Raw genomic sequence first — 25,108 nt, 5'->3', positions numbered from 1 at the left:
TTTCCCATTCTTTCAAGTAATAACTTGAACCTAAGCAAACTTTGATTGAAAGCTTCCTGCCACTCGCAAACAATAGCCACAGTTAATTTCATTCAAAAGGTTCATCATGAGTGGTAGAGAACGTTCCTCCGAACGCCGCATTTTAGTTTATTCAGCCCTGTTAACGCTTGGCTTTGCCGTTAGTGGCATTGTCTTGGGTAATTGGGTCGGATCTATGGTCATTATCTTTGATGGTGCGTACTCTCTTATCAGCTTAGCGTTAACTTTATTGTCATTGCTTGCAGCAACGCTAATGGCGCGCCCAAACAGTAAACGTTTCCCAAATGGATTAGCGGTGCTTGAACCTATCGTCATCGCTATTAAAGGGGCGGTTATTCTAGGTTTAGTCTGTATCTCACTCTACTCGGCTATTCACTCTGTTATTGATGGTGGCCGTGAAATCGATACCTCAATTGCAACCTTATTCGGCCTTATCAACGTGATCGGCTGCGCTATTGGTTGGACAATGTTAGCTAAGAAAAACAAAGATATAGATTCAGGCCTTATCGCCGCAGAAGTTAAGCAATGGCAAATGGACACCCTAATCAGTGTGGCGGTACTCTTAGGTTTTGTTGCGGCTTGGATAATGCTACAAACTTCACTAAGCGCATACGCCGCATACGCCGATCCAGTGATGATGTTGTTGATGGCCGGATACTTCATAAAAGTCCCTTCGGTGATGCTTAAGGAAGCGGTATCTGAGTTGCTTTATATGTCTGGGAATAAGGCAAGTAGAGAAGAAATTGAAGCCGAAAGCTGAAAGCTATCAGCTATCAGCTATCAGCTATCAGCTATCAAGCTTCTCACTACGCTCGTGTCAAAGCTATCATTACTCATGCTAAAAAACCCCAGAAAATCGTCATGCCCAAAGTGTTTTCTGGGCCAGCACTCTGGTCGGGCATCTAACACCGCCCCCGAGGCAAATATATTCTAGCCAACCCTTTCAACCCCTAAGATTCTGGATAGTTGCTTTGCAACTTCCAGAATGACACATATGAAAGATCCCAGAACCTAGGTCCTAGGTCCTAGGCCCAAAACCTGACAGCTGAAGGCTTAAAGCTGTCAGCTGATACCCTTATCTATACTTGCAATATCCCCCACTCTAATTTAAAGTTGCATTCAAATTGCAACTTTAAGGTTTTGGCTATGCTAAACATCACAGATAAAGCAAAAGAAGAAGCGATCACACCATTGCTTCGACTTGGCTTTCGTCCCTTTTTCTTACTTGGTGCCCTGTATGCGTTTATTGCGGTTCCAGTGTGGATCTACGCGTTCCAAAACGGGCAGCCGGAAGCATTAGGTGCTCCTGCCCTTTGGTGGCACGCTCATGAGATGTTGTTTGGTTTTGCTATGGCTATTGTTGCAGGGTTTGTACTCACCGCGGTTCAAAACTGGACTGGGGTTAACGGTACTAAAGGTACTCGACTCGGTCTCATTGTGGCGCTTTGGCTAGCCCCACGTATCCTCTTTTGGACGCCTGCACCGTTTTGGCTTATCTCTGTGGTAGAAAGCTTGTTCTTATTAGCGGTAGCTTATGAGGTCGGTACTCGCGTATTCAAATCCAAAGGCTGGAGAAACCTATTCTTCGTTCCTTTATTTGCTCTCGCCATCTTTGCGAACTTCGCCAGTTACGCGACCATCACAGGTGTTGCACCCTTTACTTCAAGCGCAGTGTGGCAAGCGATGCTTTGGTGGTTCATGTTGTTGCTGTCAGTTATGGGCGGGCGAGTGATCCCATTCTTTACCTCTCGCAAATTCAACTTTGATAAGCCGCAGCCTGTGTTATGGCTAGAAGTCGCAGGTAACCTTCCTCTGGTTCTGCTGTTTATCTTGAGCTTTTTCCCATTGACCTTAAGCCAGCTGGAAACACCGCTGTTTATCTGGGCAGGCGTATTTCAATTAGTGAAGGTGATGAGATGGAAGCCATGGAAGACCATCAGCGAACCCCTAGTTTGGGCGCTACACGCTTCCTACGCCTGTATACCTGCCTATTTATTACTAAAGGGGCTAACGACAAATGCATGGCTTGCACACACCTCTTTGCACCTGTTTGCTATCGGCGCTCTTTCAGGGCTGATATTAGCCATGATAACGCGTGTCACCATGGGGCATACCGGGCGTAATATCTATCAAGGCCCTAACATGGGTGTCGCGTTTGGTGCATTGATATTGTCCGCCTTAGTCAGAAGTGTGGGTGTTGGCCTATACCCAGAATACACAATGCAACTACTCGATGTGGCGACCGTATTGTGGATGCTAAGTTTTGGTCTGTATCTACTTAAGTTTGCCAAAATGCTCGCCACGCCAAGGGCGGATGGTCATCCGGGTTAAGCACTTTACTCTGAGCTTTTACAACGCTTAGTCAATCATTTCTTAAACACATTTAACGGAGTCTTCAAATAGGAGACTCCGTTGCTTTCTGGCTCAGGAAAACGCCCACCGCGAATATTAATCTGTACTGCTGGCAAGATTAAGGCAGGCATGGCCAACGTAGCATCGCGCTCATTTCGCATCGCAACAAACTCGGACTTAGCACACCCTTGGTGTACATGAATGTTACTCTTCCTTTGCTCTTCTACCGTCGTTTTGTATAAGCATTCTCGGCCGTTTGGTCCATAGTCATGGCACATATACAGCTCGGTTTCCGGCGGCAGTTCAAGTATCTTCTGTATCGAGGCATATAACTGCTCAGCATCTCCTCCCAGAAAATCACAGCGCGCCGTACCCATATCGGGCATAAAAATCGTGTCTCCAACGAACGCAGCCGTTTCGTTTACAACAAAGGTAACGCACGACGGTGTGTGACCTGGCGTATGCATCACGTGAATGTTTGATTCTCCCAACGGAATCGCCTCGCCATCTGCTAACAAAAGATCAAACTGACTACCATCAGCAACAAACTCTTCTAAGCCAAAAATTTGCTTAAACGTTGACTGTACCGTGGTGATTTCTCTTCCCGTTGCCATTGCTGCTCCGCAGCGCTCTCTAAGATAGCTAGCAGCACTTAAGTGATCGGCATGAACATGTGTCTCCAATATCCACTGAAGCGTTAAGTGTTGTTGTTCAGCGTATCTGAGGATGTCATCAGCAGAGCAGGTCGAAGTCACCCCCGCTGCAGCATCGTAATCAAGCACAGGATCAATGATTGCGCTCGATTTTGTCGCATTATCAGTAACAAGATAGCTATAAGTATTTGAACCGGAGTGGAAAAAGCTTTTGATTGAAACTGGATTCATTGCGCTCGCCTTTATATTAACAAATGCTAATTAAAGACTAGGAGTGGGACTCTTATTTCGCAAAGGTCTAATTAAGAACGTTTAGGCATAACGAGGAATACTGGATATGCCAGTAAGACACTAGGGAATAGAAACAAGTGCCACCATTAACAGAGGCACTTGTATAAAATGGAGAAACGACTAGTTGCCGGCGAGTTCAATAAAGTTTTGCTTTACCGGATCACTCTTCATAATTCGACCATGACCAAGGCCTTTGGTCGCAATCAGGGTGACTTTATCCATCTCATCTGCGGCGCGCTTTGACACCTCAAAGCTGGTAAAACGGTCCCCTTCATCGTGAACGATAACCGTTGCATGCTCTCGCAGTTTCAGTTTGCCATACGGGTCAATGGTATGAATTGGATAGTGATACTCACTGCTCACCTCTTCGACGACTTCTTCAAACAGTTTCATCGAATAACCAGAGCGCTTAACGCTACCAAACAGGTTTTCAAGGTATTCAAGTACCGGAGCAATCAACAATAATGGGCAATCAATGGCCTTGTGATGTTTACACTCCACCGTTGAGGCCGTCCCCATACTGTGAGCAATGATCCCATCGACTTTGTCGACACTGTCCAAGATAGCTTCTAACCCCTGCACAAACGCAGGAATATGGCCATAAGCACCGCCACTGGTACCGTGCGCTGGCTGATCATAAGCCAAGGCGGTAAAGCCAGATTGAGCCATAAATTCCATTAAAGGGAAAAACTGGTTGGCAGTCCCTGACCACCCATGGTTCAGCACCCACAGTGGCCCTGACCCTAAGGTATAAGTGGTTAGATCGCCATGCGCTGATTTAACCACACCCTTGATCATACCCTTAGGTTCTGGATTCTTAGGTTTACTGCGAACCGGAGTGAGCAACAATTGTCTGGCAATTTTGCGAGCATGCTTAGGTGCAACCTTATGGTGTACACGAGTACCCACATTCACCAAAGAACGGCGTAGGTTAAATTTCTTAGAGGTGTTGAAGTAGATCTTATCGCTCATGTTCGTCCGTGAATCGCAACTATAGAGTGGTTACTCTAACATAGGCAGGCAAATGACTGAAAACTTGATTTGGCCGCTAATCTTTCCGTCTTAGGTCACGCGCTAATATCAGAGCTAAACCGAAAATCTGCAAGAACAACGCAATGTTCTTGTAGCGGCTAATTTGCATATCGTTTTTTGAGGTCATTTCTAGCAATGAAATGTTATTGAGATAGTACTTATCAATGAGGTCGCGCTGCTGGTTTTGCTCTCGCTCTAGCATCAGTGACAGGGTTTGTAGGTTATTGATAGAAAGCTCAGGCACAGGTTTACCCGTCCAGACCTCGATCTGCTTTGCTAGCTCTGCATTCACCGCTTGATTGCTGTCATCGTGGCCAAGTACCACCAGCAATGTTTCCTTTTTTCGTTCGAGGTTCTCAACTCGGTTCCACGCCAGTTGGATAGACCGTAGATTATTGTTTTGTCCTTCATACAGAGCCGCATTTTTCCGTGATAGATCATCCAGTATTTGGCTAGATATCACTATGGCGAGCACATTAAGGAGCAGCCCTAAGAAAACAAGCAACCAAGCCGGTGGCCAACCAATTTTCATTTCTCTGCTCCTTAAGACTAAGGTCTGTTATTACAAAATTGCCTGTACTACGTTCAATGCAGCAAGCAGTCCGATAACCCCAAACGTGCTCATCATGCCAAACACCCGACCCTTCATTTTTCGATTCAATACCGCTAAGCCGTGGGATAAACGCCCTACCACCAGCAATGTACCTAAGATATGAATCGCCCACTCAGGCGCACCATTGAACTCGGCAAGCATCAATAACAATAGTCCAATAGGAATATATTCGGTGGCATTACTGTGAGCACCGCGCGCTACTGCTAAGTCGTCGACTTGTCCATCAGCGTGGGATACTCGATGTTTACGGCGCTGTTTAATCACTTGAACAGACAGGTAACAGATCCAAACAGCTAAAATGCCCGCGTACAAAGAGGTGATCATAAGACTCCGTTCTTAAATTAGTAATGAGTGTAATCATCAAAGAACAAAGAGGGTTCTTCCGATAACAATAAGCCCAGTATTAACCGAGCGTGCGCTTGGTGCTAATAGATATAGCTAATATAAAATAAACCACCGGACATATCTTGTCGCATGGCAAAATCGTCATCTTTATCAACAGAGAAATTGAGTGAGGTAGAAGTAAAACCAACCCCAGTCGCAAACGACTCGGTAATGCTATATTCAGCGGAAATTATGAAATCGAGGAAGTAGCCACTATAGTCATCTATTTTCAAACTAAAGTAATCGACCGAACCTATCACCTTCCAATCTTCAGCTAACTGGTAGTCTAAACGAAATCCGATAACAGGCAGTGGCGCAATTAGATCTACGCTCGACCCTGTTCTCATTACACCACCATTCGAACCGTCCTCGACCTTCACTCCCGAACTCAATCCAACATCAAAATCCATTGCGTGCACACCAAGGGATACCGAAAGTTCAACGTCCTCATTGTGATAAAACGAGTAGGCATAGTTAATTTTGTAGATATCAATATCAGAGTATGAATCTACAAACGCGCCGACTTTATACTCTTGCCCATCCCAAGTAATATCGCGTGTTAACTCGTTGCTTCCATCACTACGTAAACTGAGATAGGCAAATTCAATTCGGTGATAGTTAGTAAAACGGTAGTAGCCATCAATCTTAAAGTTCTTGTTTTCAGTGTCGAGATTGAGATCATCCTGAAGATGAATTTTAGATCCTACCAAGCCTTCTTTCGTTGCCGCCACAATAGTGTCGGTTTGCCATATCCAAAACATGCCTAAGTTGATCTTGAGTCTTTCATCCAGCTCTTGCTGTTCCGCGCTAACCACTGAAGAAAACAAGGCAAACATTGCCAACAAACTGTGTTTCATAACGTCCCTTTAAAGCGCACAAAGCATCCTGCTTTGCCAAAGAAAAACCAAATATTTACATAAGGTTAGTATAAACAGCTCAATTAATAACTGACCGACTCCAAATTATAGGCATTAAAAAACCCCAAGCAGAATAATCTGATTGGGGTTTAGTTCGTTCATCAATTCAGCCCATGCTTGATAGGCTAAGTCGATGTTACTTTACTTTCTTATAGAACACAGTCGATAGCGGTGGCAATACCATGTGAACAGATTGCTCTAAGCCTTGGCTTACAACGCTTTCTGTTTCTAGTGTCGCTGGCACTTCAACGTTTGCGCCGTTGTACTTCGCATCATCAGTATTAAGCAGCAGTTCATACTGAGCTTCACCAGGGATGCCTAGACGGAACTCATGTTGAGGCACAGGCGTGAAGTTAGAAACAACCAATACGCGCTCACCATTCTCATCTATACGCTCATGCGCTAGAACGCTCGCTTCTGCTTCGTCTTGCAAACGCCACTCGAAACCACGTGGGTCGTAATCAAGATCATGCAGCGCTGATTCTTGCTTGTACAGTTTGTTCAAGTCACGAGTCAGGTTCAGCACGCCTTCATGACGCTCGTAGTCCAACAAGAACCATTGAAGTTGGTCATCATGGTTCCACTCAGCCGTTTGGCCAAACTCAGCACCCATGAAGTTCAGCTTCTTGCCCGGTTGTGCGTACATGTAACCCATGTAAGCGCGCAAGTTAGCGGTTTTTTGCCACTCATCACCAGGCATCTTGTCGTGGATCGCACCTTTACCGTATACCACTTCATCGTGAGATAAAGAGAGTACGTAGTTTTCACTGTGTGCATACATCAACGGGAATGTGATGGTGTTGTGATGGTACTTACGGTGGATAGGATCTTGCTGAATGTAAGACAAGCTGTCATGCATCCAACCCATGTTCCACTTAAAGCCAAAGCCTAAACCGCCCAAGAATGTTGGTGCAGATACGCCAGGGAATGCCGTAGATTCTTCCGCAATGGTCATCGCGTTCGGGAAGTGCTTGTACACTTCTTCGTTCATCCACTTCAAGGTAGCGATCGCATCGTAGTTCTCGTTGCCACCGTCTTGGTTCGGAATCCACTGATCGTGGCTGCGCGAGTAATCCAAGTACAACATTGAAGCAACCGCATCCACACGGATACCATCAATGTGGTAATGCTCAAACCAGAACAGTGCGTTAGACACCATGAAACGACGAACATGCTCACGACCTAGGTCATAGATGAACGAGTTCCAATCTTGGTGCCAGCCGCGACGTGGATCTGGATCGTGATACAGAGGCGTACCGTCAAAGTTCGCTAAGCCATGATCATCAGATGGGAAGTGCGCTGGAACCCAGTCAAGCACAACGCCTAGACCGGCTTGGTGACACTGATCGACAAAGAATTTGAAGTCATCAGGCGAACCGAAACGGCTGGTTGGTGCAAATAGACCAATCGGCTGATAGCCCCAAGAACCGTAGAACGGGTGCTCAGAAATCGGCATCAGCTCTACGTGAGAGTAGCCAAGATCCACAAGGTACGGGATCAACTCTGCCGCCAGTTCACGGTAGTTTAAGAACTCACCTTCGGCATTACGCTTCCAAGAACCGGCATGCAGCTCATAGAAAGACAGTGCTTCTTTTCGCTTTTCCGTCAACGAACGCGTTTGCCATGCACTATCTTGCCATTGGTATTTGGTCTGATCGTAAGTCACAGAAGCAAAAGAAGGGTATTGCTCGTGCTGGAAGCCCCATGGGTCTTGCTTATGCGGCAAGCTTTCGCCATGTGGTCCTTTTAATTCGTACTTGTATTGAGAGCCTTCGGCTAACTCAGGGATGAATAGACCCCAAATTCCGTAATCAAGGCGCTGCATTGGGTGGCGACGGCCGTCCCAATCATTGAAGTTACCAATGATGCTTACTGCTTGCGCATGCGGTGCATAAACAAGGAAACGAGTACCCGAAATCGTCTTACCATCACGCTCTAGCGTAACGAACTGAGAGCCCATATGCTTGTACATCTCTTTAGGAGTGTGCAAGTTATCGAACTCTTCGTATAGAGAGTGGTACTGGTATGGGTCGTCGATGATCTGCTCGACGTCACCCCAATGAACCGCTAACTTATAGTGAGTAAAAGTCAGGTCACGCTCTTCAGTAAGAACAAACGCATCCATCTCGTCACGCACTAATTCGATGCGCTTATCACCAAGGATAACCTCTACACGGCTTGCGCCCGGCATCCAAACAGTAAGGTAACGACCTTTCTCTCTAACAAATGGGCCTAATACTGAAAATGGGTCAGTAAGTGCTGCTTGACTCAACTTGTGATAAGCAGTTTTAAATTTGTCCTGAGGCTTCTCCACGCCCAATCTCCTTCGATAATTAGTTCTTATTTATAATTTTTATCAGTGAGAGCACCCTGCCCCCACCCTAGCCGTTTTATTTTTGTCAGCGATCATGTTGCCGCTAAGCTAATTGTTCAGATTAACATACTTATTTGAAGGTATGTTGAATGTCGTGAGATTAGTGGTATAGCCCACTATGTGCTCTCTAAGATCCCGGCTCTTCGGCCGGGATGACACTTCAAAGTACGGCAAAAAAACCGTCATACTGGAAAACACTTAGTGTTTATCCAGTATCTTGGTAAGTGCCAAAACTTGGAATTGTGCACCCTAAGATACTGGATAAGCTTCGCTTTCCAGTATGACGAGGCCGTTCACATTATCTAAAATGTGCAATCACCACATACAAAAATGCCCGCTGAAGCGCGGGCATTTCAGTTCGCTGTGAACTGTAACAAAATTACGAAAATGAAAGTTTGAGCCGTGCCGAACTTTTAGGCATCAAACAGTCAATTATCATTTTTTGGAAGCTTGATCACGAACTTCTGTTAAACGTTTTGCTATGTGGTTAACTGCTTCACGGCCAAACATATCTTCAAGGTTCACAGACAGTTTACGACGCCAGTTCGGATACTCTTCAACAGTACCTGGGATGTTCACTGGTTTTTCCATTTCTAGCCAATCTTCTAGCTGTACGCTTAGTAGAGCAGAAGAGCCGGCAGCAACGTGCAGTTGTAGACCTTCAGCAAGGTAGCGATCCATAGGAACCCACTCTGCGTTTTCACCAATGCCTGTCGACAAGAACTGTGGGTTATTTTCACGAATTGTGTTCAAAATACCCTGCTTGCACTCTAAGCGATCGTCAAATAGACCAGCAAGTTGCTCTTCATTTGGATACAAACCTAGCTCAGCACCCAGTTTCAGATCATCACAGTGCCAGAAACCGCGTAGCGTTGGCATATCGTGAGTACATAGCGCTGACATAGATTGCTCTGCGTATTCAGTTGGCTTGATGAAGCTGCCATCTTCGTGGTTTTCGAAGAAGAAGATCTTGTACGAGTGCACACCTGCGTCACGCAAGATATCAACGATTTCATCAGGCACAGTGCCTAAATCTTCACCGATAACTGAACACTGGAAGCGGTGAGATTCTAGCGCAAGGATGGCTAGCATATCTTCCACTGGGTAGTACATGTACGCACCCTTAGTCGCGTTCTCACCCTTCGGAATCCACCAAAGGCGTAGAAGGCCTAATACGTGGTCAATACGCAGTGCACCGCAGTGCTTCATGTTAGCGCGCAATAGCTTAACGTATGCATCGTAGCCTGTTTCTTGCAGCACTTGTGGGTTCAGCGGTGGCAGACCCCAGTTTTGACCTAGAGGACCTAATACATCTGGCGGAGCACCGATGCTTGCATCTAGAATCAGGTTGCCGTCATCAGCCCATGTTTCAGAGCCAGAATCCGCAACACCTACTGCAAGGTCGCGATACAGACCAAGGGTCATACCCTTCTCTTCTGCTAGCGCTTGAGCTTCGTTGATCTGTGTATCTGCAATCCACTGCAGGTACATGTACAGCTCAACCAAGTCTTTGTGATCTTTAATAAACTTTTGAGAGCCAGCGCTATCAAAGCGACGGTACTTCTCAGGGAATACAGGCCAACCCCACATGTGCTCATCGGCATCACGCAGTGTTTTGTGCATTGCATCAAACGCGGCTTGATGAAGCAGGCTTTCTCCGCCTTCCTCAACAAAGCTCAGGAACGCTTGTGCACGTTCAGTATTTTTGTCTAGGTGACGAGATTTAAACTCAGCAAATAGAAGAGGCAATACCGCCATCTTAAGATCGGATACTTCGCTGTAGTTTACGTGCTGAATCTCACGTGCTTTTTGCAGACGCTGTTGGAACTCAGCGCTACCTACCTTCTGCTGCGCTTCCACACTTAGCGCAAACTCAGGTACTGAACTCACATCAATGTACATGATGTTCAACCAGCGACGAGAAGATGGGCTATACGGGCTAGCGCCTTCTGGGTTTGCTGGGAACAATGAGTGGATTGGGTTTAGACCCACAAAATCACCGCCACGAGCGGCAATATCACCCACTAGCTGTTTCAGATCGCCAAAGTCACCGATACCCCAGTTGTGAGGAGTACGTAGGGTATAAAGCTGGATGCTTGGGCCCCACAGTTTTTTGCCGTTTTCAATATCACTTTGTTTGAAGCACGCCTTTGGCGTAACGATCAGTGTCATCTCATAAGGGGCTTTACGACGCTTACGAGTCACGATCAGTTTGTGGTAACCCCACTTAATTTCAGCAGGCAATGCAAAGACTAGTGGACCACCCTCTTTGCGCTCATCTCTTACGATTTGAGACTGCAGGTAGCCTTCAAGGACTTCACCTTGCTCTGTTTCTAAACGCCATGCAAACTCGCTTTCACGAGCGCTTACGCCTAGGTTTAGTTCCACTTCTACTGGCTCGTCATCACGAACCACCAGCACTGGCGCTAATACTTCTTTCTTGTGCATTTTCTCTGCTGATTTAAGCAGTGCTTCGTCACTGCTCGTATCGTAACCTAGAGCTGCAAGTAAGCGTTCAATGGTTTCATCTTCAACGCTAGCTTGGTCTCCCCAAGCACTGACATAGCTATCGGCAATACGAGCCATTTCAGCGACTTTTTTTAGTGCGGATTGTTCTTTCATCGCTCTCTCCGAAGACGAAACACGCCTTCAAACAAAATGTAATTCTTATAAAAAAGCTGTCAGCTTTTAGCTGCAAGCTATCAGAGGTATCGTCATCCTGATGAAAACTGGAAGCCAGCCCAGCAAGATCTTAGTAAGTACATGTCTAAGCCTTGTGCTTCCTAAGGTCCTGGATATTTGCGTTGCAAATTCCAGGATGACGAATTTTGCAAGGGTGAGAACTGATTCCCACCCTTGCTGTTTTTATTAACGGCTAACCGCTTCTAGTTTCCAGATGTTGTTCACGTAGTCGCGAATCGAACGGTCTGAGCTGAACTTACCAACTAGTGCTGTGTTCATGATGGCTTTCTTAGCCCAACCAGCTTGGTCACGGTATTGCGCGTCCATATCTTCATGTGCTTGAACATAAGAGGCAAAGTCAGCCAAACATAGGTAAGGGTCACCGCCGTCTAGTAGGCTGTCGTACGTTGCACGTAGAAGACCAGGTTGACCAGGGGTGAACTCTTCACCTAGTAGAAGGTCCAAAGACGCTTTTAGAAGGTGGTCAGTATTGTAGTAGTCGTACGGGTTGTAACCGCGCGCTTGCGTGCTTTTCACACCATCAACATCAAGACCGAAGATATAGATGTTTTCATCACCTACTTCTTCACGAATCTCAACGTTTGCACCGTCCATCGTACCGATAGTTAGTGCGCCGTTTAGAGCCATCTTCATGTTACCAGTACCTGATGCTTCTTTACCTGCCATAGAGATTTGCTGAGAAACGTCAGCGGCTGGGATCAACATCTCTGCCATGCTTACACGGTAATCAGGGATGAATACCACTTTCAGCTTACCGCCTAGGCGTGGGTCGTTGTTTACTTTCTCAGCAACCTTGTTGATTGCAAAGATGATCTCTTTCGCTAGGTGGTAACCTGGTGCCGCTTTAGAGCCGAAGAATACAACACGTGGAGCCATATCAAATGCTGGGTCATTCAGTAGGCGGTGGTATAGAGACAACACGTGTAGTAAATCAAGCTGCTGGCGCTTGTACTCGTGCAGGCGCTTGATCATCACATCAAAGATAGCATTCGTATCTAGCTCGATACCCATGTTTTCTTTAACCCAAGCAGCCAAACGCTCTTTGTTCTGTTTCTTAACCGCCATGAATTCTTTTTGGAATTTCGCATCATCGGCGAATTTCGAGATGCCTTCTAGCTGTTCAAGCTTAGCTGGCCACTCAGAGCCAATCTTCTCAGTGATAAGAGACGATAGACCTGGGTTACAGAACTTCAACCAACGACGAGGCGTAATGCCGTTCGTTACGTTGTGCAGACGAGTTGGGAACATCTCGTGGAACTCTGGGAACAAGTCTGTCTTAACTAGCGCAGAGTGAAGTGCTGCTACACCGTTTACTGCGTAAGAACCGATCACACATAGGTTCGCCATGCGCACCATGCGATGGAAGCCTTCTTGGATGATAGACAGCTTAGCTTGCTTCTCACCGTCACCAGGCCACATTGCACGTACTTCTTGTAGGAAGCGGTGGTTGATTTCGAAGATGATTTCCATGTGACGAGGAAGTAGACGCTGGATTAGCGACTCAGGCCAAGTCTCTAGTGCTTCTGGAAGTAGTGTGTGGTTAGTGTACGCGAACGTTTGTGAGCTGATTGCCCATGCTGCATCCCACTCAAAACCGCGTTCATCGATTAGGATGCGCATTAGCTCCGGAATCGCGATAGTTGGGTGCGTATCGTTAAGCTGGATAGTCTCTTGCTTAGGTAGGTCCTCTAGAGAGTAACCTGCCGCTTCGTGACGACGCAGGATATCGCGAACAGACGCTGCAGAGTGGAAGTACTGCTGCATTAGACGCAGAGTTTTACCCTTCTCGTGGTTGTCGTTCGGGTATAGAACCTTAGTGATGTTACCTGCATCGATCAGCGCGTGCTGAGCTTCGAAGTAGTCACCGTTGTTGAAGCTCTCTAGAGAGAAAGGTGCAATCGCTTGGCATTCCCAAAGACGCAAAGGGTAAACCGTAGAAGACTCATAGCCTACGATTGGAAGATCCCATGGCATAGCTCTAACGCTCATACCAGGAACCCATTTGCGAACTTCTTTACCGTTCTCAACAGTCCATTGAACTTCACCGTAGAAGCCAATCTCTTGAGCAAGCTCTGGACGAGCTACTTCCCATGGGTAGCCTTCAATGCCACGCCATGCATCAGGTGCTTCTTTCTGGCGACCATCTTCAAACGATTGCTTGAATAGACCGTATTCGTAGTGCAGACCGTAACCTACAGTTGGGAATTCTTGAGCAGCACATGAATCCATGAAACATGCAGCAAGACGACCAAGGCCACCGTTACCTAGTGATGGGTCACGCTCTTCTTCTAGAAGGTCAGTTAGGTTGAAACCAAGTTCACCCATTGCATCAGTCACGTTCTCGTAAAGGCCCATGCTGATCAAGTTGTTGCCCGTTAGACGGCCAATAAGGAATTCTAGTGATAGGTAGTTAACGCTTTTTGCGTTAGTGATTTTCTTGTCTGATTCAGTTTGAAGCAGGTCAAGGGTAGTGAATTCAGCCAGGGCTTGGCCCATTGCTAGATACCATTGACGTGTAGATGCATTCTCTTCAGTCGTTGCGTAAGTCGCTGTAAGGTGTTTCTTAACGCTTGCTTGGAATTGTTTTTTGTCGAACTTTTTTTGTTGAGCTGGTTTCATAAAGGAACTCTCATCGTTTAGTAATTTCCATCTGTGGTCATCATCCTTCAACCCTGACAATGCTTCATCCTCCTACGAAGGGGGATGATTAGGAGGAGTATTCGGGGCGTAGGGGGGGAGAGAGAATTAAGTTGTTGAGCCAGATCCCACAATAAGGGGGTGACCCCATACAACGCGAGACAATGATCACACTCAAGTGCAATTTGGCATTCATCCTTAACATTTAAATGTGAGCAAAGTAATTTTCGGTATTATGAAAAACGTGAAATCAGTCACGTGAAAACTCGGCTCCCTTGTATGATTTTTCCCACAATCCTGTGCAAGTGCGACCGTACTACCCCTTGAAAACTAGGGCATAGTCGATCCACATCACAAATCTAAGGCGTAGAAAGCAGAAATAGAGGACACCTAAACCAAATCAAAGCAGGATCGGACTTAAGAATTAAAATAATTAGAACAAACGTCATCCTGAACTCGATTCAGGACCTTAGAAAGTGCCAAAGTTTGATATTCACACCCACTAAAATACTGGATAGCCATTACATGGCTTCCAGCATGACGAATGCGTTTAAAGACGTAATGATGCAAAAATAACGCACATGCGTCATCCTGAACTTGATTCAGGATCTTAGAAAGTGCCAAAGTTTGATTTTCGCACCCACTAAGATACTGGATAACCATTACATGGCTTCCAGCATGACGAATGCGTTTTAGACGTAAAGATGCAAACAATGACGCGCACACGTCATCCTGAACTAGATTCAGGACCTTAGAAAGTGCCAAGGTTTGAACTTCGCACCCTCTAAGATACTGGATAGCCATTACATGGCTTCCAGCATGACGAATGCGTTTTAGACGTAATGACGCAAACAACACCGCACACGCGTCATCCTGAACTCGATTCAGGACCTTAGAAAGTGCCAAAGTTTGAATTTCGCACTATCTAAGATACTGGATAGCCATTACATGGCTTCCAGCATGACGAATGCGTTTTAGACGTAAAGATGCAAACAATGACGCACACGCGTCATCCTGAACTCGATTCAGGATCTTAGAAAGTGCCAAGGTTTGATTTTCGCACTCACTAAAATATCGGCTAGCCAACAACGTCTTCCCCGAGCGATTTTATCGGGGAACTAATAACTATAAAGTAACAAATAGGTAAGTAACCATGTGGATCCCATCAAAACTGACTCGCCCTGGACGCCTTCACAACGCTATCGTACGTCCTCGTGTTTTGGATTTACTCCAGCAAGCTCCTTTCTATAAGTTGGTGCTACTTCGCTCTCCAGCGGGTTACGGCAAGACCACAATGGCGGCACAATGGCTGTCAGATAAGGCTCACGTAGGTTGGTATAACCTAGACGAGAGTGACAACGATAGCTACCGCTTCATAAACTACTTTATTCAGGCGCTGAACAAAGCGACGGATAATGCGTGTACTAACTCTCAGGCTCTGATAGAGAAGAGACAATACTCTTCCCTGCACTCCCTATTTGGGGAGATCTTCGGCGAGCTAACCAACAACGTACACGAAACCTATTTAGTGTTAGATGATTATCACTTCATTAATAATGAAGAGATCCACGAGGCAATGCGCTTCTTCATCAAACACATGCCGGATAACCTAACCGTCGTTGTGACTAGTCGCTCTAACCCGCCATTGGGCACCGCAAACCTGCGCGTACGCGATCTGATGATCGAAATTGATGATGATTTGCTGGCGTTTGATAAAGAAGAAACCACTCGCTTCTTTAATATGCGCATGAAAGAAGAGATTGACGAGACCACCGCCGACGACCTGCGCACTTACGCAGAAGGCTGGCCATCAGCGATGCAGTTAATTGCGGTACAAGCGCTGCAACAAAACAAGCCTCTTCAACAGTCTTTGCAAAACATCAGTGAATTTAATCACACCCACTTATGGGATTACCTTGCAGAAGAGGTATTTGACTTCGTTGATGCCGACACAAAAGAATTCTTAATGCAGTGTTCGGTACTCGACAACTTTAGTGATCAATTGATCATTGATGTGACTGGTCGCGAAGACGCCCTTGGCATGCTAGAAAACCTAAACAAATACGGTTTATTCCTAAGCACCGCATCAAGTGAGAATAACTGGTATCGCTTCCACAACCTATTTAGTGAGTTCCTGAGCCATCAGCGTCATACTCACCTACCCCAACAAGAAGTGGCACTGCAAACAGCAGCTGCTCAATCATGGCTTAAACACGACCGCCCTATCCAAGCGCTAGTACACGCGCAGCGTGCAAAGGACTCAGAGCTGTGTGCGAGCATCATGCAAGAACATGGCTGGAAGATGTTTAACAGTGGCGAACTCACCACACTAGAAAAAGCCATCGCAGAGCTCGATACCGATCAACTATATAAAACGGCAAAGCTACCGCTACTAAGAGCTTGGCTTGCACAAAGTCAGCACAGATTTAATACCGTTGGTGATCTGCTAGCAGAAGCCAAGCTAGAGCTTGATAAGCGAAACATTCCCCTGTCTATTAAAGAGCAAGGCCAGGTAAGAGCACTAAGAGCGCAGGTTGCCATCAACCAAGGTAAACCGGAAGAAGCCCTTCGATTGGCAGAATTAGCACTAAGCCAAATAGACAACAACGACTTTAGAAGCCGTATTGTTGGAACATCCGTCATCGGCGAGGTCAACCACGTACTGGGTCGACTAGACCGCGCACTGCCTATGATGCAGCAAACAGAAAAACTGGCTCGTCAGTATCAAGTGTTCCACCACGTACTGTGGGCGCTTATCCAGCAGAGTGAAATATTGATTGCGCAAGGCTATATTCAAGCAGCTTACGAGCTTCAAGACCAAGCCTTCAAGCTAATAGAAGAACACCACTTCCAGCAAGTACCGCTCCACGAGCATTTACTTAGAACACGTGCGCAAATCCAATGGTGCTGGAACCGCCTAGATGACGCCGAGCTTTCAGCTTATAAAGGCATTGATGTACTGGCTAATCAGCCGAGTGGTCACCTGCACAGCTACTCAATGCTAGTGCGTGTGGCGATGGGTCGAGGTGAGCTCGATAAAGCCGGTCGTTTCGTAAAAAATATCGAAGCACTGCTAGCTGAATCAAACTATCACATCGATTGGTCAGCCAATGCATCATTCTCACAAATCCTGTACTGGCAAGCCAGCAAAGACATCACTGCAATCCACAACTGGCTCATTCAAACAGAAACGCCAACGGACGCCACCAACCACTTTAACCAGTTGCAGCTTCGCAACATCGCCCGCGCACAAATCGCCTGCGACATGCTACAAGAGGCCGAAGACACCATAGCCTTCTTGCAAGAGCAAGCAAACACCCATGGCTTGATCACCGACATCAACCGCAACTTGATTGTCGAAACCGTGCTTAACATCAAGCTCGACAACGAAGTTACCGCCAGCGAAAAACTAAAAACCGCGCTCAGCATGACTAACCAAACCGGCATGCTAGGCAACTTCATCGTCGACGGCGCAACCATCAACAAACTTCTTGAAAAGCTTGTAAACAAAGGACAACTCGGCGACCTAGAACGTCATCGCGCACTGCAATTGCTAAAAGAAATCGGCAACAAACAACGCAGCCGCGCCGTACACTTCGACGAAGAGTTCGTAAACCAACTCGTCAACCACCCAAACATCCCAGAACTGATCCGCACCAGTCCCCTCACCCAACGTGAATGGCAGGTACTGAACTTAATTTACTCAGGCTTCAGTAACGAGCAGATTGCGCAAGAATTAGATGTGGCGGGAACTACGATAAAGACGCACATTCGTAACCTGTATCAGAAGCTGAATATTGCCAATAGGAAGGAAGCGATTGAGACTGCTGAGAATTTGTTACGGTTAATGGGGTATTGACCCGAGACATTTATATAGATTGGATATAGAATTACTCAGTTGTATTCTCTCTAAAGCAGTCAATAGTCTCAATGCTCAAATTAAAGTACATTTGGAACCTTCCTCGCTCAATGAAAAGACTAATCAGTCTTTTCATTGACTCCACATTCATCGTCGCATCCTACTACGCAGCCCATTGGGCACGCCTTGGCGATCTAATGTCGCTTCCACAATATGATAATGAACAGGTACTACTAGGTACCTTAGTCATCACTTTATTTGCCTTCACAAAACTTGGCCTATATCGAGCAATACTAAGATATCTGACTTTTCATGCTTTATACGTGGTCAGTATCGGTACTATTATCTCATCAGTATCAGTTGGCTTACTTGCATACTATCTAAACTCGGACGTTCCACGTTCTGTTCCCATTATCTACGGTGCATTCTTAGCTTTATCATGTGGTGGAGTGCGCTTGATAGCTCGGGTATTAGTCAGCCAATCATACTCTAAAGGACGTAAAAACGTTCTTATTTACGGTGCAGGCTCCGCAGGCAGGCAACTAGCCCTCGCATTACGGTCTTCAGAGACGCATAAAGTTATAGGTTTTATAGATCAGGATAAAACCCTCGAAAATACCGTATTGATGGGTTTAAAAGTTCTAAAAATTGAACAAACAGAAAAATCCATCGACCGTGCCAACGTAGAACAGATATTGCTAGCTATTCCAAGTGCATCCCGTTCTAGAAGGAAAGAGATCCTAGACGAACTCGTTCACCTATCTGCAGAAGTATTAACTATCCCAGATATGGGAGATATAGTTTCGGGTAAAGCTAAAATTGATGAATTAAAAGACGTTGCTATCGAAGACCTCCTCGGTCGAGACCCTGTCGAACCACAACAATCATTAATGGAAGCAAATATCAAGGACAAGAACGTTATGGTTACCGGTGCAGGAGGCTCAATTGGATCAGAGCTATGTCGCCAGATAATAAAACAACAACCGAAAAGTATTGTACTTTACGAAATATCAGAATTTGCTTTGTATCAAATTGACAGGGAACTTCAACATATTGTAAAAAAAGAAAAATTCAATACCAAAATTTATCCCTTACTCGGCTCCGTTCAAAATCAAGAGCGTTTAACATCAGTGCTGAAAACATTCAATGTTAAAACTGTCTATCACGCAGCCGCATACAAACACGTACCATTAGTTGAATATAATATAGTTGAAGGGGTTCAGAACAATGTATTTGGTACCTACATCACAGCTTGTTCAGCAATAAGTGCAAAAGTAGATTCGTTTGTTCTGATATCGACAGATAAAGCGGTTCGTCCTACAAATGTCATGGGCGCTTCTAAGCGATTAGCCGAACTATCTTTACAAGCCTTAGCTACTCAAAAAGACTGTGAAACGATCTTTAGTATGGTGAGGTTTGGTAACGTTCTAGGTTCATCTGGATCAGTTATACCTCTCTTTAAAAAGCAAATAGCAAGTGGTGGTCCAATTACTGTAACAGATCCACAGATTGTTCGTTATTTCATGACGATACCAGAAGCAGCGCAATTAGTAATACAAGCTGGAGCGATGTCAACAGGTGGTGATGTATTCGTACTAGACATGGGGGAACCAGTCAAAATTGTAAACTTAGCCAAAAATCTAGTTAACCTATCAGGATTAGAGATCAAGGATGATAATAATCCTTTAGGGGATATAGCTATCGAATATTCTGGTTTGAGGCCCGGCGAAAAATTGTTCGAAGAGCTTCTAATCAGTGAAAAAGTTCAGCAAACTTCACACAAGAGAATTTTAACTGCCAACGAAATATCCATTTCGTTAGCGGATTTTAAGATTATATATACTAAACTTGAGGAAGCATCTATTAGTTTGAATAGTATAAAAATTAATGAACTTCTAAAAGTAGCTCCTTTGGAATATAATCCAAGTGACGAACCATCAGATTTAGTACAGAATAACAACTAAATGGGTAAATAAATGAAAAATGAATTCAAAAATATTTTGGTACTTGCCCCTCACACAGACGATGGTGAAATTGGAGCAGGTGGTACAATTTCAAAATTTATAGAACAAGGTTCAAATGTAGACTACGTAGCGTTTTCGGCCTGTGAAGAATCTGTGCCAGAATGCTACGATCCTGACATATTAAGAACAGAAGTTCTCGATGCTACTAGTCAACTCGGAATAATAAACGAAAACGTAACTGTACTCAATTTCAAGGTACGTTACTTCAGTGCCGTTAGGCAGGATATATTAGAGACACTAGTTAAATTAAAGAATAGTAAACAATACGACTTGGTTCTATTACCGTCCAGTCAAGACATACATCAAGATCATGCGACAATATATCAAGAAGGTGTAAGAGCTTTTAAAACAACAAACATATGGGGCTATGAGTTAAACTGGAATCAGTTAACGACGAATAATATAGGGTTTGTGGTGTTAGAAGAGCAGCATATTAAAAAGAAGGATGCAGCTATTGCTAGTTACAGATCTCAGTCTAAACGATATTACACTACCGCTGACTATACAAGTTCACTTGCTAAGGTTAGAGGAGCACAAATTGGTACAAAATATTCAGAATGTTTCGAAGTAATTAGGATGGTAATTAGATAATATGCATAAATTAAAAAACTCAGTTTCTTTGAAGTGGCTATCCGAGCAATTAGGCGCCCCCTTCGTTGGATCTGCAGAATACGCTATTGACAACATAGCAGATCTAGAATTAGCCAACCAAAACTCATTAACTTTCTCTCGTGGTGTGCATCATAAAAACAACAATTCTGTAGTTATAGCGAGTGTAATAAGCGAAAGTACGAATGTAATCATTAGTGAGAACCCTAGACTAACTTTTGTCAAGGCTCTTGATTTACTCAATAAAACGACAGAATTTGATCTTGATTCAAGTGCGCCGTCTATACACGATACTGTTACAGTAGGACAAAATGTCACTATAGAAAACGGAGTCGTCATCGGCGAAGGAACTGTTATTGAACACAATGTAGTTATTATGAGAGGAACTACAATTGGTAAAAATTGTTTTATTCGCTCTGGATCAGTTATAGGTGGTGATGGTTTTGGTTTTGAGCGACTAGAAGATGGCGTTCCAATTAGATTTATGCATCTTGCCGGAGTAACGATCGGTAATAACGTCGAAGTAGGTGCATCAACTTGTATTGCAAAAGGTGTATTAAGAAATACTACAATCGAAGATAATGTAAAAATAGACAATCTCGTACATATCTCTCATAACTGTCATGTGAAGAAAGGAACTTATATCATAGCCAGTGCAATATTATGTGGCGGAGTAATCGTTGGTGAAAATTGCTGGATAGCGCCAGGAGCAAATATAAAAGAAAAGGTACAGATTGGAAATAATGCACAAGTTGGTATTGGAGCTGTTGTAATAAAAGATATTTTAGATGGTGATAGCGTCTTTGGCAACCCATCTAGATCTCTAAAAAAATTCAAGAAAAGTTAGTATATGAATATTTGGTATATACATCCTTATTCAGGTAGTCCACAAGAAGGTATGTCGTTTAGGCCATATTACTTAGCAAAAAACTTGAGCGAACAACATAAATGTAACGTAACTATTATTTCTTCAGGTTTTCACCACCTTTGTCGTTTTGGTGAAAACAAGCCAAAAAACGAGGTTATAGAGGTTGAAGGCGTACCGTATTTTCTAGTTCCAACAAAGAAATATGAAAGTAATGGTCTAAATCGGGTCCTTAATATGCTTAGCTTCGGAATGAACATGATGAATAAGCATTTTAGACGTTTCTCGCGATTGAATAAACCAGATACAATAATTGCCTCTACTGCTCATCCATTTTACCTTCCTATTGCATTATATTACGCACGAAAATATAACGCTAAACTAATTCTAGAGGTTAGAGATTTATGGCCTTTAAGTTTAACCGAACTTACGCAAATAAATAAATTTCACCCATTGGCATTACTAATTCAAATATTTCAAAATTTTGGATATAGAAATTGTGACCATTGTGTTTCACTTCTTGCAAACTCAGAAACGTATATAAGGCAAAGAGGACTAAAAAAACAAGGATTTTCGTATATACCAAATGGTATCGAGGTTGAAAATGATGGAGAACTCGATCAATGTCAAGCATATGATAGAATATCAAAAGATATCTCTAACTTCGATTATTGCATTGGTTATACCGGTGCTGTAGGAACTCCAAATTTTTTAGACCCTCTTATAGATGCTGCAACTGATCTTGGACGTTTAAAAGTTGCGATAGTTATAGTAGGAACCGGTGTAGAGAAAGAGCGTTTATTACTTACTTGCCAGGAACAGTCGTTGAAAAATGTGTTTTTTTACGAACCTGTTCCTAAAAGTTCAATTAGTAACATACTAAGATTATTTGATCTTGCATTTATAAACGCAAAGCCGAGTATACTGTATGGTTATGGGATTTCTCCAAATAAAATATTTGACTACATGATGGCCAATAAAGTAGTTCTCAGTGGTATTAATGCCCCTAACAACCCTCTTCAGGTGGCCGAAAGTGAAATATTCTTTGATACTTTGAAAAAAGATGACTTAGTGAATAAAGTCCTCAAATTTATAAAAAAACCATATAAAGTTAATAGCAAAAGAGTAGTTTTAGATCGATTTAATTACCAACACTTAGCTAGTCTATACTCAAATATAATAGAATTGAAAGAGCGAAAAAATGAAAAATAACTTCGTTGTTCTTCTTTCAAGGATAGATCTTATTTTCCTTGAAAGAAGATTATTATACGTACTCTTAGTAAAAAGAAATCGACGATTTAAAATTATTTAAGCTAGAAAGGACAGGATTAAACAGTAAACCACTTAATCTAACCAAACTCATTAATATAAAATTCTTGTTAAGGTAAACTTATCGATGGTGAAAGTCCCACACAGGTTTAAAACATATTAATCCGTTTAAACTTGACATTTGCTATTACCATAAATATCATTTTTAGTGCCATAATAAATAGGAGGTTTCTTGAAAATTGCTATCACTGGAGCATCAGGCTTTATTGGTTCGGAGTTATCTTCTTGCAAAGATATAGACTATTCGATATCGCGGAATGTTATCAATGTTAAGAAAAACAATGAAAAATTGAACTTTAACTCTTTAGATGATTTAGATGATATACTCTATGATTGTGATGTTCTTATTCATCTCGCAGGATTAGCACATAGGGAGTTTAGTGAAGAAGAATATAATCAGAACATTATTTATAGCTCGAAAGTAGCAACTTTAGCGTTTAAAAATGGTATTAAGCGATTTATTTATGTTAGTAGTACTTCCGTATATGGGAATATAAATACTAAATCAAACATTATTGATGAACATCACTTATGTCAACCTATCACATTGGCTGCAAAGTGTAAGCTCGAAACAGAGAATCGGCTAAGACTAATAGCAAATCAGTTTTCAAAAGAGTTGTTAATTGTTCGTTCACCATTAGTTTATGGGAAAAACGCTCCTGCAAGTATTAATTTTCTTAGCTGCTTAGTTAAGCGTTTTCCTATCCTTCCTTTTGGTTTATGCAATAGTAAACGAGATTATATATTTGTAGACAATCTTTGCGATTTATTAATAGAATTAGCCAAGTCAGACACAGTTAGCGGAAATTTGATATTGGCTAGTGATTTAAATCCTTTATCAATGAATGAACTTACTTCTGAGATTGCTAAAGGATTGAATAAACATCTTTATAACATTCCAATACCTAGGTTTGTACTCAATTTTATCTTGAAACTCATAGGTAAAAGTTCATATAGTAATCAGATTTATGGCCAAATGATCTTAGATAAAACTAAGTTGAAAGAAGAGTTAAACTGGGTTCCTCCCTATACTGTACAACAAGCGATGAAAAAATTGAGGTAGACGATGATTAGATTATTAGATATTTTACTGTCTTTCTTTGGGTTATTATTTTTATGGCCTGTTATGTTAGTAGTTTTACTAATTGGATATTTCGATACTGGTCACCCCGTATTTATTCAAATCAGACTAGGTCAAGATCGTCGCCCCTTTAAACTCATAAAGTTTAGAACTATGACTGTGGAAACTAAATCAGTTGCTAGTCACTTAGCTAGTGACGCTTCAATAACAAAGGTTGGTAAGTTTTTACGAAAAACCAAGCTTGACGAATTGCCGCAACTAATGAATGTTTTCAGAGGTGATATGAGTATTGTTGGTCCGAGGCCGAATCTTGAGAATCAGTTTGAATTAATAGAAGTTCGAAGTAAGCTAAAAGTTTATGATGTGAGGCCTGGCATAACGGGACTTGCTCAAGTAAAAAATGTTGATATGTCAACTCCCCTAGAACTAGCAAGATTGGATAAAGAAATGATAGAAAAAACTAGTGTAAGAAACTATTTTAACTATATTTTATTAACTCTAACTGGCGCAGGTCAAGGTGATACCATTTCTAAATAAATTATTTTAAACAGCTAAAGTCCATGTTAATTCAGACCGAAACTGCCAGTTATCTACTCTGATATGCAGTACCTGTCAGTTTATATCTGGGCTAGATTTCCTTTCTGCTCAGATATATTTTAATTCTTCTGTTGTTACTATTAATTAGTGTTCTGCTACAACACGTATTCACTTGATAAGCATTATAATTGTTGTAATATCACATCCATTCGTCCAAACCTTACTGTAACTCTTCCATTGAACCAAGCAGGTTCTTTATGAACGTCATTACTTGCTAGAATACTTTCAATACCGCAACTGTAAGCATTCATAATCAGCATTTGTTTAAGGTAACATAACTCTAATCTTTGTATGATTGATATCGTCAATAGCTAAATAGTGTTAATACACATGCTGTTTGAATCGACCAGAATACTCATTATTTCATTAACTAATAATTCATAGCATTTGCAGTCTAAGTTATTAAAAGAGCGAGAATACATGTTGTGTAGAATATCATCCGTATATTTCGTGTTTTATTGTGTAAAGTTTGGCAAAATTAACGTTAGACGGTCTGTTTATAAATGCTTCTGACACCAGAAAGTTTCTTTAATACCCAATAGATGGGAAATTTTAAACTCGCACAATTTTCACTATACTTCCTAGTTTAAAGAATTAAAATTTCTTCTTACGTCAGAATTATAATATCTCTGTGGTCTTTTCTCAAACTTGAAGGTTACTAGTTAGTTACAAACCAAGACCGGAATGAAAACCATACAGATAGATAAGTACACTAAGTTTACGTCGCTTATTGATTGGCGATCTAAGAT

19 protein-coding genes are annotated in these 25,108 nt (G+C 43.1%); 9 read left to right on the top strand and 10 right to left on the bottom strand.

Annotation, left to right across the window (positions count from 1 at the left end):
• Positions 1–106 precede the first annotated feature (106 nt).
• Positions 107–799: a cation transporter gene (locus OCU35_RS14765; protein WP_261826420.1), complete on the top strand. Its 693-nt coding sequence runs from the start codon at positions 107–109 to the stop codon at positions 797–799.
• 386 nt (positions 800–1,185) lie between these two features.
• A complete protein-coding gene (locus tag OCU35_RS14760; RefSeq protein ID WP_102380815.1) occupies positions 1,186–2,370 on the top strand; it encodes an NnrS family protein in 1,185 nt (394 codons plus the stop codon).
• Between the two features lie 35 nt (positions 2,371–2,405).
• Here OCU35_RS14760 and OCU35_RS14755 read toward each other — a convergent pair whose 3' ends face one another.
• The 10 genes from OCU35_RS14755 to OCU35_RS14710 all read right to left on the bottom strand — a co-directional run bounded on the left by OCU35_RS14755 (position 2,406) and on the right by OCU35_RS14710 (position 15,081).
• Positions 2,406–3,275 (bottom strand): MBL fold metallo-hydrolase, encoded by an 870-nt coding sequence (locus OCU35_RS14755; RefSeq protein WP_261826419.1) that lies wholly within the window; start codon positions 3,273–3,275, stop codon positions 2,406–2,408.
• Between the two features lie 180 nt (positions 3,276–3,455).
• Positions 3,456–4,307: an alpha/beta hydrolase gene (locus tag OCU35_RS14750; RefSeq protein WP_102496425.1), complete on the bottom strand. Its 852-nt coding sequence runs from the start codon at positions 4,305–4,307 to the stop codon at positions 3,456–3,458.
• Positions 4,308–4,383: 76 nt separating this feature from the next.
• Complete coding sequence (locus OCU35_RS14745) at positions 4,384–4,899, bottom strand: hypothetical protein (RefSeq protein WP_102430032.1); 516 nt, start codon at positions 4,897–4,899, stop codon at positions 4,384–4,386.
• Between the two features lie 30 nt (positions 4,900–4,929).
• A complete protein-coding gene (locus OCU35_RS14740; protein ID WP_261826418.1) occupies positions 4,930–5,304 on the bottom strand; it encodes an MAPEG family protein in 375 nt (124 codons plus the stop codon).
• Between the two features lie 101 nt (positions 5,305–5,405).
• Complete coding sequence (locus OCU35_RS14735) at positions 5,406–6,221, bottom strand: hypothetical protein (protein ID WP_261826417.1); 816 nt, start codon at positions 6,219–6,221, stop codon at positions 5,406–5,408.
• Between the two features lie 196 nt (positions 6,222–6,417).
• Positions 6,418–8,595 carry a 1,4-alpha-glucan branching protein GlgB gene (gene glgB, locus OCU35_RS14730; protein WP_261826416.1) on the bottom strand — a complete coding sequence of 726 codons (2,178 nt, stop codon included), beginning with the start codon at positions 8,593–8,595 and terminating at the stop codon, positions 6,418–6,420.
• A gap of 495 nt (positions 8,596–9,090) precedes the next feature.
• Positions 9,091–11,277 carry a 4-alpha-glucanotransferase gene (gene malQ, locus OCU35_RS14725; protein ID WP_065210825.1) on the bottom strand — a complete coding sequence of 729 codons (2,187 nt, stop codon included), beginning with the start codon at positions 11,275–11,277 and terminating at the stop codon, positions 9,091–9,093.
• 246 nt (positions 11,278–11,523) lie between these two features.
• The gene (locus OCU35_RS14720; protein ID WP_261826415.1) at positions 11,524–13,977 is read right to left on the bottom strand and encodes a glycogen/starch/alpha-glucan phosphorylase; all 2,454 of its coding nucleotides are present in this window, start codon (positions 13,975–13,977) and stop codon (positions 11,524–11,526) included.
• Between the two features lie 435 nt (positions 13,978–14,412).
• Positions 14,413–14,901, bottom strand: a complete 489-nt coding sequence (locus tag OCU35_RS14715) for a hypothetical protein (RefSeq protein WP_261826414.1) — start codon at positions 14,899–14,901, stop codon at positions 14,413–14,415.
• Positions 14,902–14,916: 15 nt separating this feature from the next.
• On the bottom strand, positions 14,917–15,081 hold the full coding sequence (locus OCU35_RS14710; protein WP_261826413.1) for a hypothetical protein: 165 nt from the start codon (positions 15,079–15,081) through the stop codon (positions 14,917–14,919).
• A gap of 67 nt (positions 15,082–15,148) precedes the next feature.
• On the opposite strand from OCU35_RS14710, the gene malT reads away from it, so the two are divergent.
• From malT to OCU35_RS14675, 7 genes are all read left to right on the top strand, one after another.
• Positions 15,149–17,854: an HTH-type transcriptional regulator MalT gene (gene malT / locus OCU35_RS14705; protein WP_261826412.1), complete on the top strand. Its 2,706-nt coding sequence runs from the start codon at positions 15,149–15,151 to the stop codon at positions 17,852–17,854.
• 71 nt (positions 17,855–17,925) lie between these two features.
• Complete coding sequence (locus OCU35_RS14700; protein WP_261826411.1) at positions 17,926–19,818, top strand: polysaccharide biosynthesis protein; 1,893 nt, start codon at positions 17,926–17,928, stop codon at positions 19,816–19,818.
• 12 nt (positions 19,819–19,830) lie between these two features.
• Positions 19,831–20,469, top strand: coding sequence for a PIG-L deacetylase family protein (locus OCU35_RS14695; protein ID WP_261826410.1), 639 nt, complete (start codon positions 19,831–19,833; stop codon positions 20,467–20,469).
• A 1-nt stretch (position 20,470) separates the two neighbouring features.
• Positions 20,471–21,334 (top strand): DapH/DapD/GlmU-related protein, encoded by an 864-nt coding sequence (locus OCU35_RS14690; RefSeq protein ID WP_261826409.1) that lies wholly within the window; start codon positions 20,471–20,473, stop codon positions 21,332–21,334.
• Between the two features lie 3 nt (positions 21,335–21,337).
• Positions 21,338–22,564: a glycosyltransferase family 4 protein gene (locus OCU35_RS14685; RefSeq protein WP_261826408.1), complete on the top strand. Its 1,227-nt coding sequence runs from the start codon at positions 21,338–21,340 to the stop codon at positions 22,562–22,564.
• Between the two features lie 289 nt (positions 22,565–22,853).
• The gene (locus OCU35_RS14680) at positions 22,854–23,744 is read left to right on the top strand and encodes an NAD-dependent epimerase/dehydratase family protein (RefSeq protein ID WP_261826407.1); all 891 of its coding nucleotides are present in this window, start codon (positions 22,854–22,856) and stop codon (positions 23,742–23,744) included.
• A 3-nt stretch (positions 23,745–23,747) separates the two neighbouring features.
• On the top strand, positions 23,748–24,299 hold the full coding sequence (locus tag OCU35_RS14675; RefSeq protein WP_261826406.1) for a sugar transferase: 552 nt from the start codon (positions 23,748–23,750) through the stop codon (positions 24,297–24,299).
• Positions 24,300–25,108: the final 809 nt, after the last annotated feature.

The sequence above is a fragment of the Vibrio breoganii genome (assembly GCF_024346795.1).
Classification (GTDB): Bacteria; Pseudomonadota; Gammaproteobacteria; order Enterobacterales; family Vibrionaceae; genus Vibrio; species Vibrio breoganii.
This window is presented reverse-complemented; position numbering and strand designations above follow the sequence as displayed.